This is a genomic window from Thalassospira sp. UBA1131, from assembly GCF_002311515.1.
Lineage (GTDB): Bacteria > Pseudomonadota > Alphaproteobacteria > Rhodospirillales > Thalassospiraceae > Thalassospira.
This window is the reverse complement of the sequence record NZ_DCAO01000104.1, coordinates 108,516-126,779: the sequence shown is the minus strand read 5'-3', so window position 1 is coordinate 126,779 and position 18,264 is coordinate 108,516. Positions and strand designations below refer to the sequence as shown.

General features: G+C 55.2%; 15 protein-coding genes. 6 read left to right on the top strand and 9 right to left on the bottom strand.

All coding sequences use genetic code 11. From position 1 onward, the window contains the following. Positions 1-309 precede the first annotated feature (309 nt). The gene (locus B3Z49_RS16750) at positions 310-768 is read left to right on the top strand and encodes a MarR family winged helix-turn-helix transcriptional regulator (RefSeq protein WP_296992935.1); all 459 of its coding nucleotides are present in this window, start codon (positions 310-312) and stop codon (positions 766-768) included. A gap of 6 nt (positions 769-774) precedes the next feature. Here B3Z49_RS16750 and B3Z49_RS16745 read toward each other — a convergent pair whose 3' ends face one another. The 6 genes from B3Z49_RS16745 to B3Z49_RS16720 all read right to left on the bottom strand — a co-directional run bounded on the left by B3Z49_RS16745 (position 775) and on the right by B3Z49_RS16720 (position 7,322). Next, positions 775-1,212 carry a DUF1801 domain-containing protein gene (locus B3Z49_RS16745; protein WP_296992932.1) on the bottom strand — a complete coding sequence of 146 codons (438 nt, stop codon included), beginning with the start codon at positions 1,210-1,212 and terminating at the stop codon, positions 775-777. Beyond that, on the bottom strand, positions 1,212-1,619 hold the full coding sequence (locus B3Z49_RS16740; RefSeq protein WP_120226467.1) for an MAPEG family protein: 408 nt from the start codon (positions 1,617-1,619) through the stop codon (positions 1,212-1,214). The genes B3Z49_RS16745 and B3Z49_RS16740 overlap by 1 nt, the downstream gene beginning before the upstream one ends. 139 nt (positions 1,620-1,758) lie before the next feature. Continuing rightward, entirely contained in the window at positions 1,759-3,834 is a 2,076-nt protein-coding gene (locus B3Z49_RS16735) for a methyl-accepting chemotaxis protein (RefSeq protein WP_296992930.1), read from the bottom strand. A gap of 162 nt (positions 3,835-3,996) precedes the next feature. Further along, positions 3,997-6,435: a two-component system response regulator gene (locus tag B3Z49_RS16730; RefSeq protein WP_296992929.1), complete on the bottom strand. Its 2,439-nt coding sequence runs from the start codon at positions 6,433-6,435 to the stop codon at positions 3,997-3,999. Between the two features lie 5 nt (positions 6,436-6,440). Further along, positions 6,441-6,632 (bottom strand): ATP-binding protein, encoded by a 192-nt coding sequence (locus B3Z49_RS16725; RefSeq protein WP_296992927.1) that lies wholly within the window; start codon positions 6,630-6,632, stop codon positions 6,441-6,443. Between the two features lie 114 nt (positions 6,633-6,746). Beyond that, positions 6,747-7,322, bottom strand: coding sequence for a PAS domain S-box protein (locus B3Z49_RS16720; RefSeq protein WP_296992925.1), 576 nt, complete (start codon positions 7,320-7,322; stop codon positions 6,747-6,749). A 405-nt stretch (positions 7,323-7,727) separates the two neighbouring features. Between B3Z49_RS16720 and B3Z49_RS16715 the strand changes: the two genes are divergently transcribed. Both B3Z49_RS16715 and B3Z49_RS16710 read left to right on the top strand, forming a co-directional pair. Next, entirely contained in the window at positions 7,728-9,320 is a 1,593-nt protein-coding gene (locus tag B3Z49_RS16715; protein WP_296992923.1) for a lysine--tRNA ligase, read from the top strand. Between the two features lie 137 nt (positions 9,321-9,457). Then, entirely contained in the window at positions 9,458-10,414 is a 957-nt protein-coding gene (locus B3Z49_RS16710; protein WP_296992921.1) for a proline dehydrogenase family protein, read from the top strand. A 47-nt stretch (positions 10,415-10,461) separates the two neighbouring features. Here the strand turns inward: B3Z49_RS16710 and B3Z49_RS16705 are convergent, their stop codons facing one another. After that, on the bottom strand, positions 10,462-11,517 hold the full coding sequence (locus B3Z49_RS16705; RefSeq protein ID WP_296992919.1) for a hypothetical protein: 1,056 nt from the start codon (positions 11,515-11,517) through the stop codon (positions 10,462-10,464). 207 nt (positions 11,518-11,724) lie between these two features. Here B3Z49_RS16705 and B3Z49_RS16700 point away from each other — a divergent pair, with 207 nt between their 5' ends. Next, positions 11,725-12,309: a TetR/AcrR family transcriptional regulator gene (locus tag B3Z49_RS16700; protein WP_296992917.1), complete on the top strand. Its 585-nt coding sequence runs from the start codon at positions 11,725-11,727 to the stop codon at positions 12,307-12,309. 136 nt (positions 12,310-12,445) lie between these two features. Further along, complete coding sequence (locus tag B3Z49_RS16695) at positions 12,446-13,033, top strand: DUF4136 domain-containing protein (protein WP_296992916.1); 588 nt, start codon at positions 12,446-12,448, stop codon at positions 13,031-13,033. Between the two features lie 97 nt (positions 13,034-13,130). On the opposite strand, the gene B3Z49_RS16690 is transcribed toward B3Z49_RS16695, so the two are convergent. Beyond that, the gene (locus B3Z49_RS16690; protein WP_296992915.1) at positions 13,131-14,006 is read right to left on the bottom strand and encodes a branched-chain amino acid aminotransferase; all 876 of its coding nucleotides are present in this window, start codon (positions 14,004-14,006) and stop codon (positions 13,131-13,133) included. Between the two features lie 186 nt (positions 14,007-14,192). Between B3Z49_RS16690 and B3Z49_RS16685 the strand changes: the two genes are divergently transcribed. Continuing rightward, positions 14,193-15,002, top strand: a complete 810-nt coding sequence (locus B3Z49_RS16685; protein ID WP_286791013.1) for an inositol monophosphatase family protein — start codon at positions 14,193-14,195, stop codon at positions 15,000-15,002. Positions 15,003-15,014: 12 nt separating this feature from the next. Here the strand turns inward: B3Z49_RS16685 and B3Z49_RS16680 are convergent. Beyond that, positions 15,015-18,264, bottom strand: a 3,250-nt coding sequence (locus tag B3Z49_RS16680) for a CHASE domain-containing protein (protein WP_296992913.1), incomplete at its 5' end; no start/stop codon positions are given.

The following is an 18,264-nucleotide window of genomic DNA, read 5'->3' as shown; positions in this document are numbered from 1 at the left end:
GCAACTTTTGAATTGAATGGGCTCATGGGTCTGATCCTTTAAATGGGCCGTCCGTGATGTTTGACGGGCGGCGTTGCGTTTTGTTGAATTATGTATTGCACACAATTAAATCGTGCACGATATAAAAATGAGAAACCCAGCCATGCAATAAAATCGCTTGTTATTTAATCGCGTGCGATTTAATTTACTTGGCTTCGAAAATTTCAGGCCCAAGATGTTTCGAGAAGACGGACATCGCCGGTGGGTATGGAAATCGCAGAATTCTGCGCAAGGCGATGTCTTGTTGCCCTACATTAAAGGACCAGACCAATGGACAATTCATCCAAAGATGACCTGCTTCAGCTCGAAAAGTTTCTGTGCTTTTCGATCTATTCAGCCGGTCATGCCTTTAACCGGGTCTATAAGCCGCTGCTGGATAATCTGGGGCTGACCTATCCGCAATATCTGGTGATGGTGACCCTTTGGCAGCAAGATAACCAGTCTGTGCGGAGCATTGGCTCAAAGCTGTATCTGGAATCCAGTACGCTGACACCGTTGCTCAAACGCCTTGAAGCCAACGGCCTTGTCAGCCGCAAGCGCGATCCGGAGGACGAGCGATCTGTGCGCGTCACCCTGACCGAGGCTGGAAAGGCCCTGCGAGACAAGGCAGAGGAAGTCCCGCCCTGCATTCTTGACGCCACCGGACTTGATATCGAGACCGCCAAACGCCTGAACCGTGATTTGCGGACCATGCGCGATCAGATGGAGGCCGTCGGTCAGAAGATTTGATCGCGGTTATGTAGCCTGCTGTTTGAGATCCTGTTTCCGGTCCCGATGATAGGTCAGGGCCCAGCCAAGCGCGGTCTTGATCGCCGGTTCAGGCAGGGGGCGATCTAGCGGCAGGATAATGGCGCGATTGCCCTCGGTCGTCAGATCGGCCGAGAGCAGGCTGCGCGTGCGGTCAATCAGGTCAGTCTTGCAATCAAAAAAGATCATGACCTGATCGGGTGTTTTGGCTTTCCAGTCGGCACGAATGGTGATGCCCGATCCGGATTGGGGCCGCCAGGCCGGTTCGCCCCATTTCAGGCTTTCGGTGATCGGGCCAACCGCGTCAATTTCGCCCGCCAGTTCAAGGATCCAGTCGCGGATCGACATCAATGCCCGCCGGGCACGCGCCGGGCAGGCATTGAATTTTGCCGCAACATCCGGTCTTGCGAAATCCCCAGACCCCATCACATGCCCGCAGCGCTCAGATTGCCAAGGGACTGGATCAGAAGCCAGACACCGCAGATTGCAAGGGTGATGTGCTGCATGACCATGGCCGGGGCGATGATACGTTTGGATCGGGTCAGGGTGCCAATGGCATGTAAAATCCGGCTTGCGATCAGAATGGCAGCCACAATCCAGATGATGGTTGATGTTGCCAGGATCGCCTCGATGGCAAGGATCAGCAGAATGCAAAGCGGGGCATTTTCAACAAAATTGCCATGTGCGCGAATGCGCCGGCGCAGGGTGTTGTCATCGCCATCACCGCTTAGCACATTAAGCTGGGCGCGCCGGATCGAAACCATCAGGCTGAGCACGGTCAGCATCAAAACAAAAACGGCGGTGATAAAGATGGTTACGGGCAGCGGCAGCATGTCAATATTCCCGGCTTGTGAAGGGGATTGTGAAACTATGTTCAAATTCAATCACTGAATGCAGTTTGGATCAAACAAAAGGACGACACCAATCATGGTGCCGTCCGATGTGTCATGTGCCGAAAGGTGTGACTGCGCCCTAGATGTTGCGCAGGCGATCCAGGAAGTTTTTGACCTGTGCGTCAAGATTGCGGGCTTCTTCGGCCAGTTGGGTTGCCCCGGCCTGGACGTTCGAGGCCGCTTCACCGGTTTCCTGGGATGTGTTGCGAACAATCCCGATAGAGGACGAAACTTCGTTGGTGCCAGCAGCCGCCTGTTGAACGTTACTTGAAATTTCGGCGGTGGCAGCCCCTTGTTCCTCGACCGCGGATGCAATGGCGGTGGCGATTTCGTTGATGTTGGAAATGGTTTCGGTCACCCGTTCAATCGCACCAACCGTATTTTGCGTCTCGGATTGGATGGAGCCAATCTGTTGAGCAATGTCTTCGGTCGCCTTGGCGGTCTGGTTGGCCAGGTTTTTGACTTCCTGTGCGACCACGGCAAAGCCTTTGCCAGCCTCACCCGCACGGGCGGCCTCGATGGTGGCATTCAGTGCGAGAAGATTGGTCTGGGCGGCAATGTCATTGATCAGGTTAACCACTTCGCCAATGCGGTCGGCCGCCTCGGCCAGGCCGGTGACCATGGCGTTGGCCCTTGAGGCTTCTTCTACAGCGGTGTTGGAGATGTCAGATGACTTCGCCACCTGGGAGCTGATTTCCTGAATGGAGGCGGACAGTTCCTCGGTCGCAGACGCCACGGTCTGGACATTGGCACTTGCCTCGTCCGCGGCGGCGGCAACAACAACAGCCTGTTCGGAGCTTTCATCCGCAGCACGTCGCATTTGCCGGGACACCTGTTCCATGTTTCCGGCCTTGTCAGACACATTGACAACGATCGAGCCGACCGATTTTTCAAACTCGTCGGCCATTTGCAAGCGTGTGCGATTGCGTTCGTCGCTGGCGCGCTGTTCGGCTTGAAGCTTTTCACGTTCGGCCATCTGCATGCGCGCGGAGGCCTCCTTAAAGGCTTCAAGCGCCTTGGCGATTGCGCCGATCTCGTCATCGCGTTTGAGATAGGGCACCGTAATGTCAAACTCACCCTTCTGAAGGTGATCAATCACACTGGTCACCCGTGTCATCGGCCGTGCAACCAGGGTTCTGGTCGACAAAAGAACCACGGCAATGACAATCGCCAACAGGATGACACCGCCGATCAGGGTGATATTGCGCAGATTGTCTGCCGGGGCAAAGACGGTTGCCAGCGGCACATTGACCACAACGCCCCATTTGTTGGGATATCCGGCAATCTCGACCGGGACAATCATGTGCATGGTTGTATCATCATCAATGCGCATCGGATCGCCCGATTGCATGGTTTTGAGGATGGCCGCATGGATCGGGTTGTTGCCATCAAGGGTGGTGCCACGGATTTCCGGGTCTTCGTGGGCAACCCAGGTGCCTTGGGCGGAGACAAGATTGACCGTGCCGGTTCCAAACGGTGTCAATTCGGCAAAGCGTTCTGACAGGGCATTGAGTTCAAGATCAACGCCCAGAACACCCAGAAAATCACCGTTTTGGTTCTGCACCGGATAGACAAAGGATGTCAGAACAACGTCACGGCCCTGAATGTCATAGGTGATGGCGTCGGTGACATAGGGCTGATTGGTGTCACGCGGGGTGGTGTAATATTCGTTGATCTCGGGATTATCGAGACCGGTCAGGTGATAGGGGGTAATGCCGTCACCGAAATTGTAATAATAGGTGACGTATTTGCCGCTGCCGTCGCCGAATGGCTCACCCTCGTTTACGTAATCGGCATCCTTGCCATCAAGGGCATCGGTTTCAAAGCCCGCCCATGCGCCGGCAAGTGTCGGATTGTCGATCAGAGTCCGACTGAGAATTTCGTTATATGCCGCGCGATCAACGCCGCCTTTTTCGCGGATCGCACGAAACGCCCCGGCCAGGTTTTTTGCGACCAACATCCCGCCATTCAGAACACTACCAGCCTGCTCTGCGTGATGGTTTGCCACCCCACGTGCTTCGCCGACGGTCAGTTCCTCGGTGGTCTGGCTTGTTTGAACGGTTTGAAGAGATATACCTGCAATCAGGCAGAGCGCGATGGTTGCTGCACTGAAAAGAGTCAGCTTCGCGCCAAGGGACAGGGACGAAAAGTTCATACAGTCATCCTTCCGACCTATGCTTTCGTTTGAAGATCGCATTTGAGTAATGCACCAGCCAAGTCAATGGCTTGGCAGTGCAATAAGGCACGTCATATTAGGCGATTACTCTAAGGTATAATACTTGGAAAGGGAAGCTGTCTGAATATGTAGTTTTTGTTATTAAAATCGTTTGGTTTTTCCGATTGTCGGCGCAAACACTTCCTCGGCGGGGACAGGTTTTCCGAAAAGGAACCCTTGCAGCTTGATGCCCGGCACATCGCGCAGGAAGTCATGTTGTGCCTTGGTTTCAACGCCTTCTGCGGTGACCGACAGGCCCAACGCACCCGCCATTGCCAGCATTGCGTTGATCAGGGCCACGTCATCACTGTTGCCCGGTACTCCGCTGACAAAGGCACGATCGATCTTGATGCGGCTGATCGGCAGGCTTTTGATCGACCGCAGGCATGAATAGCCGGTGCCGAAATCGTCAATCGCCAGTGAAACACCCACTTCCCTAAGATCGTGCAGGGTCTGGATCATGCTGATTTCGTCCTGGATCATGCTTTCGGTGACTTCGATTTCAAGATCCTCGGCCGGGAGGCCGGAAATTGCCAACTCATGGGCGATGCTGTCGGCAAAACCGGGTTGCTGCATCTGGCGGACCGACACATTGACGGCCATGCGAAGTTTTTGGCCATATTCATCCTGCCAGCGACGGGCCTGCTGGCAGGCTTCGCGGATTACCCAGCTGCCGATTTCAAGAATGAGGCCGCTTTTCTCGGCAATCGGGATAATTTCATGTGGGCCCACAAGGCCGTGGATCGGATGTTTCCAGCGCAGCAACGCTTCGACACCGACCATGTCACCGGTTTTGCCATCAATCTGTGGCTGGTAATGCAAAACCAGTTCTTCGTTTTCAAGCCCGCGGCGCAATTCAAGGGAGCGCGTCATGTAATGGGCGGCATTGGCCGTCATTTCCGGCTCATAGAGGGCAAAGGTTCTGCGTCCGCGATCCTTGGCGGCATACATCGCGGTGTCGGCAAGGCGGATCAGATCGTGTGATGAGCGGCCATGCACCGGATAGAGTGAAATGCCCAAACTCGCCCCGATATTCATTTCGTGGCCACGGATATAGAACGGGCGTTGCAGTTCCTGAATGATCTTTTGCGCCAGATTTGCGGCCGCTGTTTCGTTGGGAATGTTTTCGCGAATTATCAGGAATTCATCACCGCCCAGACGCGATATGGTGTCGGTGCGTTCGGTAATACCCTTGATCCGGGTTGCGGCAATCAGAATGACCTGATCGCCCGCCGCATGGCCAAGTGTGTCATTGATCGTCTTGAAATCATCGATATCAAGAAACAGGCAGGCGACCATCATGCCGCTGGGTTCGCAACGCTCGATCGCGCGGTTCAGGCGGTCTGTTGCCAGCAGCCGGTTGGGCAGGCTGGTCAATCCGTCATATTGGGCAAGGTAATGCAATTCCTGTTCGGCCTGCCGGATGGCGGTCCGGTCAGAGACGATCATCACATAGTGGGTGAGCTCGTGTTCTTCGTTTTCGACGGCAATAACCTGCAGGGACAGCGATATCGGGCCACGACTGGCGTTGTGGGTATCAAGATCGCGATGCCATTGGCGGCGGGCCCCCGGCCCGGAAAACAGTTCCTGAAAGAATTCGGCGGGATGTTCGTTGGCAGAAAGGAAATAGGGTGGCTTTTGCAGCGTGTTTTCTTCGGTCTCGCCCGTGATCCGGTAATAGGCGTTGTTGGCGTTGGTAACGTTGAGGTCCGGATCAAGAATAAGAATGCCGTCCTGGGTGGTTTCAAACACCGTCATGGCTTCGCGCAGCTTGTCCTGCGTCAGGCGCTGATCGGTGATGTCCTGCATCATGCCGATGATGCGTTGTGACCCTTTGCGATCATCGCCAAAGGACTTGCCGCGGGCCCGCAGCCAGCGATAGTTCTGATCCGTGTCCAGACTGCGAAAGACAACGTCATAAAAATCGCCATGCGCAACCGCATAGGCAAACGCCTTGCGCACCATGTCGCGGTCTTCTGTTGCGACCCGTTCAAGAAAGGCATCCCAGCTTTCGGTGACAAGTTCGGCATTCTGATTAAGATCGGCATTGCCAAGCCCGGTGGAGTGCATTTGCCGGGTCAGGACATCAATTTCCCAGCAACTCATCTGTGCCGCCGTCATGGCAAGCGACAGCCGGTGCTGGCTTTCCGACAGGGCCAGTTCGGCTGTGCGGCGTTCCAGCGCCATCTGGATCGTGGCATGCAGTTCACGGTCCGAAAACGGTTTGATCAGATAGCCATAGGGACGGGTTTTTTGCGCGCGCGCCAGTGTCGCGTCTTCGGAGTGGGCCGAAAGATAGATGACCGGGATCATCAGGTGGGGCGGGATGCCGGCCGCCGTTTCAATGCCGTCAATATCGCCTTCGATACGGATATCCATCAGAATGATGTCAGGCGGATCGTCATTGATGGCCGCAAGGGCGTCACTGCCGCGCGTATGTGCGCTGGTGCGCTGGTAGCCCAGCTTTTCAAGCTGCTTGCGCAAATGAAGGGCGATAACACGTTCGTCCTCGACAATCATGACATGGACTGAATGTGGCATCCCGATCACTTCCCTATTTTGAAGTTGATGACAAAGGTGGTTTCGCCATTGGTCGTGATATCAAGCGTGCCACCAATCTGGTCGGCCAGCAGTTCAATCAGTTGCAGGCCAAGCCCGTCACTCGTGCCCGGCGTAAAGTCATCAGGCATGCCCCGCCCGTTATCGGATACCCGCAAGGTCACAACATCTTCGATCATTCATCTGGGTCGACACCGTGATCTGACCTTTTGCGCCGTCGGGGAAACCGTGTTTCAGCGCATTGGTGATCAGTTCGTTGGCAATAAGCCCGCAGGGCACGGCCTGATCAATGGTCAGGTCGACATGGGCCAGATTGCTTTTGNNATGACCGAGGATGTCTGCATATCGAGCAGGCTGTGAATGATCTGCAGATTGTTTTTCACACGGTGATGGACTTCGGAAAGCAGCGTTTCCTTTTCACGAAGCGATCGTGCGATCTGTTCTTCGCGATGTTTGCGTTCGGAAATGTCGGAAATAGCCGCAAGGATCTGATGCTTTTCACCGTCAGAGATCGGGTTCAGACCAATTTCAACGGGGAACTCGCTGCCATCCTTGCGCAAGGCATAAAGATCGCGGCCAGCCCCCATCGGGCGGGGATTGGGCTGCTCCGAATAGGATCGGCGCAAACGCGGGTGTCCGGTACGGAAACGTTCGGGGACCAGCATTTCAATCGGCTGGCCCAGCAGTTCATCGCGCGCATAGCCGAAAATGATTTCGGTCTGGGCGTTCACCATTTCCATGGTGCCATCCGCACTGATCAGGATCATGGCATTTGGCGCGTACTCAACAACGCGTTCAAATCTTTGATCCGGACTTTTCGTCGGAAAGGCGTTTTCGGTGATGTGCCCACCGGTCTCTCCAAACGACATCAACACACTCCAATCATCGTGTTTGGTTCGTCGATCGGGTTTGCCTTCGCTTGCGGACGATCAATAGTATTAAATTAAACTAATAGTGTATCGCAGCATAAGCGTATGGTTATGCAATAAAAGCTCTTCACAATTTAAGCGTGCTCACCCACTGTCGGATATTTGTCGGCAGGTGGCCAAAGTCAACTACACTTAGGTGTAGCCGCTAAGGTGGCTTTACAAGCAACCGCCTGCAGATAAATATCGGCGATTGGCCCGGTAATTCCGCGATTATTTGGCAGCCATGCGCAACAGGTGCTTGATCTTGGCCCGAAGTGGGGTATAGCTTCGCGCAAACATGCGATCAGCGTGATACGTATATTTCCCGAGAATTTAACGATCCAACTGACAAACAAGGTTTCAAAAATGACAGCCGATCTTCGAGATGCCGCACTTAACAGCAACGTCTGGGCTTTTCAGGAAGCCAGCAAGCTGGTCAAGCGGTATAAACAGAAGGCGCCTGAGAAGGGCTATGTCCTTTTTGAAACCGGTTATGGTCCGTCGGGTTTGCCGCATATTGGCACCTTTGGCGAAGTTGCGCGCACGACCTATGTCCGTCGCGCGTTCGAAACCATGTGCGATATCCCGACCAAGCTGTTCTGCTTCTCCGATGACATGGATGGCCTGCGTAAGGTCCCGGACAATATTCCAAACAAGGACATGGTCGCGCAGCATCTTGGCAAGGCCCTGACCAGCGTTCCGGACCCGTTTGGCACGCATGAAAGCTTTGCCCATCACAACAATGCCAAGCTGCGTGAATTCCTTGATGGTTTCGGGTTCGAGTACGAATTCAAATCATCGACCGACTGTTATCGTTCGGGCATGTTTGACGAGGCGCTTTTGCGCCTTCTGGAACGTTATGACGCGATCCAGAAAATCATGCTGCCGACCCTTGGTGAAGAACGCCGTGCGACCTATAGCCCGTTCATGCCAGTCGAGCCGGGCACCAACAAGGTCCTGATGGCCAAGGTGACCGAGCTTAAACCTGAGAGCGGCAGCATTGTTTACGAACATCCGGAAACCGGTGATCTTGTTGAAACGCTGGTCACGGGCGGTAATTGCAAACTGCAATGGAAGCCGGACTGGGCGATGCGCTGGTATGCGCTGGGCGTTGATTATGAAATGGCCGGTAAAGACCTTATTCCGTCAGTCGAGCTTGGCAACAAGATCGTCAAGGCGCTTGGCGGCACCCCGCCGGAAGGCTTCAACTACGAACTGTTCCTCGATGAGAACGCCCAGAAGATTTCCAAATCCAAAGGTAACGGTCTTTCAATGGAAGACTGGCTGAAATATGCGCCGGAAGACAGCCTGTCGCTGTTCATGTTCCAGAAGCCGAAAACCGCAAAGCGTCTGTATTTCGATGTCATCCCGAAAACCGTGGATGAGTACCTGACCTTTGCTGAAAAGCTTAAAACCGAAACCGATCCGGAAAAGATTCTGCAGAACCCGGCCTGGCACATCCACGCCGGGACCGCACCGGATCGCGAAATTCCGTTGTCGTTCGGTATTCTTCTGAACCTTGTTTCAGTCTGCAATACCGATGATCGCGACCTGCTGTGGAAGTTCATTTCGCGTTACGCCACCGGCGCAACCCCGGAAACCTCGCCGTATCTTGATAAGCTGGTCGGCTATGCGATCAACTATTACAGCGACTTCGTCAAACCGACCAAGTCGTACCGCGCCCCGACCGAGGCGGAAAAAGCAGCCCTTAAAGACCTGCGCGATACACTGGCGAAAATTGCACCGGGCACCGATCCGTCCGACATCCAGACCGAAGTTTTCACCGTGGGCAAAAACCACAATTACGAAAACCTGCGCGACTGGTTCAAGGCGCTTTACGAAGTGCTTCTGGGTCAGGAACAGGGCCCGCGCATGGGCTCCTTCATCGCCCTGTATGGTCTTGATGAAAGTGTTGCCCTGATCGACCGTGCCTTGGCCGGAGAAGATCTGTCTGCCTAAGACGGCGCGATTAGATACATGTAAAAGACGGCTCGCCTTTGGCGGGCCGTTTTGCTTTTTGGGTCATATCATTCAATAATTTGCCAGTCAGACCGGCTATGGCGGTGCTTTGCGTCACCAGCAAGGAATTGAATGATATGGGATTTTGGCAGAAATCAATGATCGCGGTTGCATGTTCCAAGCCGCTTCGCACCCTGGGCGAGGCGATTGGACGCAAGACCGGACTTGCCGCGCAGTTTGTCAGTGCGAACGATGGCATTGGTCATGTGTCGCGGGCAAATGCGCTGGCGGCACAAGGTATCCGGATTTCAAGCTTCTATCTTGGTGAATATGTCGAAGATATCACCCAGGTCCGCGAAACGGTTGATCAGCTTGGCTTTGTGATGCCAAGCCTCGATATGTCTGGACTGGATGTGCATGTGTCGATTGATCCGTCGCAGCTGGGCTATATGCAGGGTGAAGCGGTCCTGACCAAACATGTCGATGAGATCGCAAACAAGATCCGCGATATTGCAGCACAGGCAAACTCATCGCAGACCATCCGGCTTATGATCGATATGGAAGATTTCGACATGGTCGATGATACGCTGGCGCTGCATCATCGGTTGGCGACCGTCGGTGTGCCGGTTGCCCAAACCCTTCAAGCCCGTTTGCACCGGACGGAATCTGATATGAACGCCATGATTGCACGCGGGGCGATGCTGCGGCTGGTCAAGGGGGCAATGGCCCCACCGGCAAGCGTATCCTTTACCGACCGTGATCAGATTGACGCCAATTATCTGAAACTGGCCGGCACGATGTTATCGGAAACCGCCAAGCAAAGCGGGTTTTTCCCGGTCTTTGGCAGTCACCATCGCGACTTGGTGCTCAAGATCGCGACACTTGCCGATGACAATGGCTGGGCGCGCGAAAGGTTCGAGTTCGAGATGCTTTATGGTGTTAATCAGCCGTTGCAACGTGAACTGGTTGCGGCGGGGTATCGCCTGCGGCTGTATGCACCGTTTGGTAAGGACTGGTGGGCCTATGCCTGGCGCCGGGTGGGGGAGAACCCCCGAAACCTGTCGCTTTTGCTGAAGTCGGGACTTCATCGATAATAAAACCGAATGAGGCCAGCATGAATGTGCTGGCCTCAACGCTTAAATCAGCTTGGTGGCAGGTAACGCCGCAGCGGATGATGTTCAAACGGTGCCAGAAGCACGTGGCGCGCACGTTGCCAACCCACACCAAACGCCATCACCAGTCCGCCAACGATGAAGCAGACCAGAACGATGGTCATGGACGGATCAATCGCCGCGCCCTCAAACCCGGATTGCAGCAGATAACCGACATAGATCAGGCCGCTGATGATCGGGGATCGGCGATCCAGGATCAGGGACAGCACCATGGCAATGATGATCACCGGGATCATCGCAAGGGCGGCGGCCTCGAACGTTGCGGCAATCGAATGGATGGTCAGCGGTGCGCCAAAGACATACAGCCAGAACGCACATTCCGCCCAGCCATTGATCCGCTTGGGATCGCGGCTGTCGATAAAGATCGCAAGGGCGAGCAACAATATGCCCGTCGCCGTGATCAGATAGGGGATATAGGGTTCTGCCGCCGGGCCAAACGTCGCCATCAAAGCAGACCAGAAAACGCCAACAAGGCCAGCGGCAATCAGTGCAAACGATACCGGCAGGCGATAGCGCAGGAAGAAGCCAAGCTGGAAGGCGAAGCCGATGATGGCGACAAACACTAGCACATTCATCGACCGCTGGCCGAAATCAATCACCGCATCAAGATCAGATAGCTGGCCGGTTGACCCAGCGAATGACATATAAAGTGCGACCGCATAGATCATCAGCGTCGAGCCAAGGGCGGCCATGATGGCGATCGAGGGCAGGGACGCCTTGAGCTTGCCGGCGATATATTCCGCCAGCGCGACATAGGCGATCATGGCAAGCGGTGGCGCGATCCAAAACGCCGGGCCATTGGCAAGCAGGCCCCACAGAACGAACCAGCCGATGGTCAGTGCGCATATGCCAAGTGCGATGAAGATGTCATTCATGCCGCGAAACAGCGTGAATTTTTCTGTTTCAGGCGACTCTTGCGATTGTTTAGCAAGGTAGTCTTCAAGCCTTGCAAAGGCCTCTTCGCTGAGCACGCCGGCCGATACCGCATTTCGGATATCGGCAAGGGTGAATTGATTGTTTTTCACGGTGGCTCCGGAGTGTGTTGTTGCTCTTGTGCCGTTTTGGCGTGTGTCCGATGGATCAGTGATACACGCCCTGTGCAATGCTTTCAAATTTCTCGGTATGCCTAACGGCGGACTAAGGCATCCAAAGGGCACCTAAACCGGGCAGTTAACAGGAACATAATATTTGACATATAAGTTAGTGAACTGACTTATATTATTGAGGTATCCATGGCCACCAAGCTGAGTTCCGAGCAAAAGCGTCAAAAGCTTGCCCGTGCGGCGATGAATGTGATCTGGCGCGATGGTTATCACGCCGCCACCATTCAGGCAGTCGCGACCGAGGCCGGGTTACCCGCCGGTGGCGTGTTTTACCGCTTTCCCAAGAAACATGACCTTGCCCTGGCGGCACTGGAAACCATGGAAGGCGAGTTTGTCCCGCTTCTTGAAAGTATCTCGACCTCGCGTTCGGTGGCGGATCGGTTGGCGAAGTTCTTTGATTATCTTGATGCCATGACCCCGCGCCGGGTCAGTCACGGCTGTCCGTTGGCAAGACTGATGCTTGATATGCCTGGTGATGCCGACTTTGCCCCGTCGCGCAAAACCGGGCAGGCGGTGTTTGACGCCCTGATCAACTGGGTCGCCGGTCAGCTTGAAGAAGGCGGGCTTGATCGCAAAACAGCCGCAAAGACCGGGCGTCAGATCATCCTGCGCTGGCAGGGTGCGATTATTCTGGCCCATAGCATGGGGGACCGGGCTATCCTTGATGATGAGATCAATGAATTGCGTGCACTGGCCAAAGATCTGATTGGCTAAACCCCGGCTGTTTTTCCCTCAAAAGTTGATTGCCATTATTTACGCATTTTCTGATGATGCATTAGGGGTTTGGCGCATTCACCCGATGCGTGTCGCAGTTGGTCCGGCAAACATTTCAAACCAAAGGACACGGGCAATGACGAAGATGAAACTTGTGCTGGTCATGATGATGGCAACGGTCCTGGCGGCCTGTGCCACGGGACCGCGCATCTATACCGATGCCGATCCGGCGGCCGATTTCGGACAGTATCAGACATTCGCCTTTGTCGAAGGGGCCGGCAAGAATGCTGAGGCGCAATATCAGACCCTGTCGGGTCAGCGGATCGAGGATGCGATCAACACCGCAATGGTGTCGCGCGGATATCAGCTTGATATCCATAATCCGGATCTTTTGATCAATTTCCATCTCAAGACCGAGGAAAAGACGCGCTCCTCTCCGCCGGTCTATATGGGCGGCTATTATGGCTATCGCAGCGGCATGTATGTCGGTTGGCCGGGCTATGTCGAACCGGGCTATGTCGATAGCTATACCGAAGGCACGCTGAGCATCGATCTTGTCGACCGCCAGACCCGTCAGATGGTCTGGGAAGGCACAGCTGTTTCGCGGGTGACCAGTTCGCTTCGCGAAGCGCCGAATGAAACGGTGCGGGCGGCTGTGGCGTCGATCTTTGCGCAATATCCGTATGTGGCGGGCAATAGCGCGCCCAGAGCCTTGGCGCAGTAAGAGCGAGGGCCTTGACGCAGTAAGAAAGCGTTCAGACGGAATAAAAAACGGCCCGGATATCCGGGCCGTTTGTCTGTCGATCATGTTCTAAATGCAATCAGTCTTCGCTGGCGGCAACAAAGGCCGTGTAAAGGTCCTGCGCACGTCGCGTGATCGGGCCGGGTTGCAGGTTGCGGTCATCAAGTTTGACGCACGGGGCGACCTTGTAATAGTTGCCGGTGCCAAAGATTTCGTCAGCGGTTTCGAGTTCTTCGTATTTGCAGGTCTTTTCCACGACATCAACGCCGTCTTCACGCAGAAGCTTGATCACGCGCTGACGGGTCAGGCCATTGAGGAACGTGCCATTGATCGCCGGGGTAAAGACCGTACCGTCCTTGGCAAAGAACAGGTTGGCATAGGAAAACTCGGCAACATTGCCAATCGGATCAAGCATCACGCCGGTGTCAAAGCCCGAACTGGTGGCCTCGGTCACCGCGCGTCCGACATTGGGATACAGGCAGGATGCCTTGGCCTCGGTCGGTGCGCTTTCCGGCGACGGGCGGCGGAAGCTTGATTTGCGGGCGCTAAAGCCGGTCTGGATGGCTTCTGGCATTTCACTGACAGAAATGCACAGCACGAACTGCGCACTTTCGGGCGTGGGCGCGATAAAGCCTTCGCCACCAAACACCAGCGGTTTGATGTAAAGGGCGAGTTTGGGATCGAACTTTTGAACGCCTTCCTTGACCAGTGCGACGATTTCCTCGGTGGTGATCGTCGGTTTCAGGCCCATCAGCTCGGCCGAGCGGATCACACGCGCACAATGCGGATAAAGGTCCGGCATTTTGCCATTCATGCGGCGTGCACCATCAAACACGGTCGAGGCCATCCAGAAGCCATGGGTTTGCGGCCCCATGATGTTGGGGTTCCCTTCGTGCCATTGGCCCTGATACCAGGTCCAGTTTGTGACAGTGCTATCGGTGGCGGCGTGACCCATTTTTGTACTCCTGTGGGGCGGTTCATTAGCGCTGCCTAGCATAGGATTTTTGCAATCAAATGGTCAAAGAAAACATCACTGTTTTAGTGCCTTTGAAATGTCATGAAACCTTGCAAGCAGTTATGCGATAGGTTTTTCTATAGCTAGTTGATTTTGAGACGCTTTCCGCTCTGAAAGGAAAACAGGATGGGTGATGACGTCAAACTTGATCTCGACGCGCGGTTCGAACATGCCCGTGACGTCATCCGCACCGCCGGAAAGCGGGCGATGGAGTATTTCGACGGCAGTGCCGGCGATCTCGAGGTCGAGGCCAAGGAAAACCCGCTCGATATGGTCAGTATCGCCGACAAGAATGTCGAGGCGATCATTCGTGATCAGATCGCCGACACCTTTCCCGAGGACGGCTTCCTTGGCGAGGAAATGGGCATCGAGAAGGGCGACAATGATTGCTTGTGGGTGATTGACCCGATTGATGGCACGGCATGCTTTGTCAATCAGATGCCAAGCTGGTGCATTTCCATCGCCCTTGTCGTCAAGGGGAAGATCGAGATCGCCCTGATCTATCAGCCGTGCGGCAAGGAATTGTTCAGTGCCCGTCGCGGTCAGGGTGCGCTTGCCAATGGCGAGCCGATCAAGGCCAGTGACGCCAAAACCGTCGGTGACGGCGTGATGGGGCTTGGCATGTCACATCGTACGACAAGTGACGCAATTATGCCGTTTATCAAGGACTTGTTGGATCGCAAGGGCATCTTTATGCGGAACGGATCGGGCGCACTTTCAATGGCCTATGCCGCAGCCGGGCGGATGATCGGCTATTACGAGCCGCACATCAATCCGTGGGATTGTCTGGCCGGGATCCTGTTGATGCAGGAAGCCGGTGGTTGGGCCAATGATTATCTGGCTGCACCCGATGCGCTTGAAAATGGCGCACCGATCCTGACTGCGGGTCCCAATGTCGCCGAAGAACTTAAATCCATGACCGGTATCACCCGTTAGACGGCCCGCGCATCAGGTTGCGGGCGTGTCATTTCGCGCCAGGCGGGCGTCAAATTTGCGGTGAATAAGGCGGGCCAGCTCAGCGTCAATCATCGCGATATCCAGCGGCTTGGTGCAATAGGCGTCAAAGCCGGTCTCGTGAAAGTTCTCGAGATTGTCGTTCGAAATGTCCGCGGTCAGGGCAAGCACCGGAATGGTCGCCTTGACCGGATCGTCAAAGGCGCGGATACGCCGGGTGGCCTCGATACCATCAAGAACCGGCATGTGAAGATCCATCAGAACCGCGTCGAAATCTGTGCCAGCAAGAATATCAAGCGCGATCTGACCATCAGCAGCCGTGGTAATCGTATGACCCTGCGCTTCCAGCAATTTCTGGGCAAGGATGCGGTTGATTTCGATGTCCTCAACCAAAAGCAGGTTCCATGCGCCCGGATCAGCCGTCTCGGCATTTTCAGACAGGGCGTCGTCCGGGTTTGCGGTTTGTCCTTCCTGCTGGGCAACGTCGGTTTCGCTGCTGCGTGGCAGGGTCAGGTCAAACCAGAAACGGCTGCCCTTGCCTTCCTCACTTTCGACTTGTACCCGGCCGCCCATCGCCTGAACCATGCGCTGACAAATTGTCAGGCCAAGTCCGGTGCCGCCATAACGTCGGGTAGTCGTGGTATCGGCCTGTGTGAAGGCATCAAAGATGGCTTCAAGTTTGTTTTGCGCAATGCCGATCCCCTCATCGCGCACCGAAATGCGGAATGAAACAGCATCTTCGGTGATGTCGAGTGCTTGCACCAGAATCAGAACCTTGCCCTGTTTGGTAAACTTGATGGCGTTGGAAACAAGGTTGGTCAGCACCTGTTTGAGCCGCACAGGATCGCCGGTGACATGGCGCGGCAGTTTCGGATCCATATCAAGCTCAAGCGTGCTTTCCTGCGCGCGTGCCGGGACCAGCATCATCGAAACAACTTCTTCGCAGATGTGATGAAGGTCAAACGGGTTTTCTTCCAGCACAAGCTTGCCGGCCTCGATCTTGGAAATATCAAGAATATCACCAATCAGCGACAGAACGTGGCGACCGGCCCCGCGAATGGTCGACAGGTAACTGCGCAGCGTTTCGGTATTGGCATCTTTGTCCAGACTGTCACTGGCAAGCTGGGCATAGCCCAAGATGGATGTCATCGGGGAGCGGAATTCGTGGCTCATATGGGCGATGAATTCCGATTTGGCCCGATCAGCCTGCTGGGCCCGGTTCATGGCGTTTTCGGCAGATGCGCGTGCGTCTTCAAGTTCGCGGGTCCGGGTCTCGACCAGATTGACGATGTATTTTTCGGTGCGGTTCAGTGATCGCAGATAGATCAAAAGCAGAATGCTGACCGTGCTGCCAAACACAAAGATCGCCCATGGCTGCCAATAAAGCAGCGTGCCAAAGCCGGGCTTTGACGGATGCAGGACAATCGTCCAGTCGCGATAGCCAAACGTGAAGTTCGAAACATTCGGGTTGAACGGTTTTTCCAGTTCTTCTTGAATGTGCTCTATCGCATAGTTGGCTAACCGATTGGAATAGATAAGTTTTTTATCAGACTCGGATTTCAGGTCGGCAAGATGGATTTCAAAATTCAGCGGAATGCGCGCCACCCGTGCCGCCCGGCTGATCATGTCGGTCAGGCGCAACACCCCGATGGCGACACCAAGTGGTGGTCCGGTGCGGTCCCGACGATTTTCAACCGCCAGAAACGCAAGCGAGGTCACGACCGCCGAATTCGCCTGAACCAGTTCGAGCGGCTCGGTCAGGGTGACATTGCCGGTCTGAAGGGCGGTTTCAAGCGCGCGTCGGCGCGAAGGTTCGCTCATCATGTCAAAGCCGATGACTTTTTCATTCCCCGACCGCGGGAAGACAAAGAAGACCGGATAATAGGTATCCTGTTCACTTGATGTTTGCAGTTCGCCATCGACAAGGGCGCGGATGGCGAAATTGGTCACCCCGCGCAGCTCGGCATTTTCTTCAATCAGGCCGCGCGCCCGGCGTTCAACATGCGGCGCCCATTCAAGGGCGGCAACACCGGGCCGACGGTTGACCCATGGGGCAATCATCGCATCAAAGGTATTGGCCGAAATGCTGCCATGCACATCAAACAGCGTTCTGACCGCAACCAACGCATCGGTGGCCCCGCCAAGTTCTTCGCGAAGCGACGCTTCAAACGCCAGACGATACTGGTCGGTCGATGATCGGTCGGCGGCGACAAGCTGGGTATAGGTGTACCAGGATGCCAGCCCCGAGACGCCAAACCCGATCACGCCAATGATGATCGACAGCGTCCGGCGCAACCGATGGACATCTTCGGATTGCCGCCCGTCAAGGGTTCGCGTTGTGATCGCGGCAATCCGTTCCATGCCCGCAGCCAGAAACAGGGTGCCGACCGAAATGGCAATGACATAGCCATAAAGGTTGCGAAGGCCTGTATTCAGTCCGACGCCGACAAAGGTTTTATTGCCAAGGGCGGCAAAGACGATGATGTCGGCAACGATGACGGCGTTGATCAGAACCGCGCCCAGCAGCCCGTAGCGCACCGCCCCCCAGATCACCAGCGGTACGGAGACAAAGATAAACAGATATTCGGGCTTTGAGATCAGCGGCGTTGTCTGAACGGCGGAGGCCAGAACGACGGCCGCAATGACGATGAAGGCAAGCTCGCCATAGTGTTGGAGCGATCGCGATACCGGCTGCCGGTTCATCAGGCGCAAGGTCAGTGGTCCGACCACAATCGCACCAACCAGATCGCCCAGGAACCAGCCCTGCCAGATTTCGCCGAACTGATCAAAGCTGCCGATAACAACCATGCTGAGTGTGGTGCTGCCCAAAAGGGCTGCGATGGCAGGGCTGCATACCGCGCCCAGCGCAAGGAAAACCAGCATGCTGCGGAATTGCGCCAGTGGATAATTCCCGGCAAGGCGCGTGATCAAAAGGGCGGGCAACACGGCGGCAAGGGTATTGCCCGCCGCGATCATAAGGGCCGCAGGCACCGACGGCGACGTCGCCAGATTAACCAGAAGGGCACCGATGAACACTGCCGGGAAATATCGCCAGCCCCAAAACACCATCGCGGCAATTGCGATGCCCGATGGCGGCCAGACAAGGGTGACACTTGTGCCAAAGAACGGAAGTTGCAGTCCGGCATAGCCCGTTGCGAAATAGGCAAGGATAACCACCAGAGAACGCACAATGTGATGGCGTTGCAGCGTCAAACGATTGTTCCCCTTCCCCTCTGGCATCAGC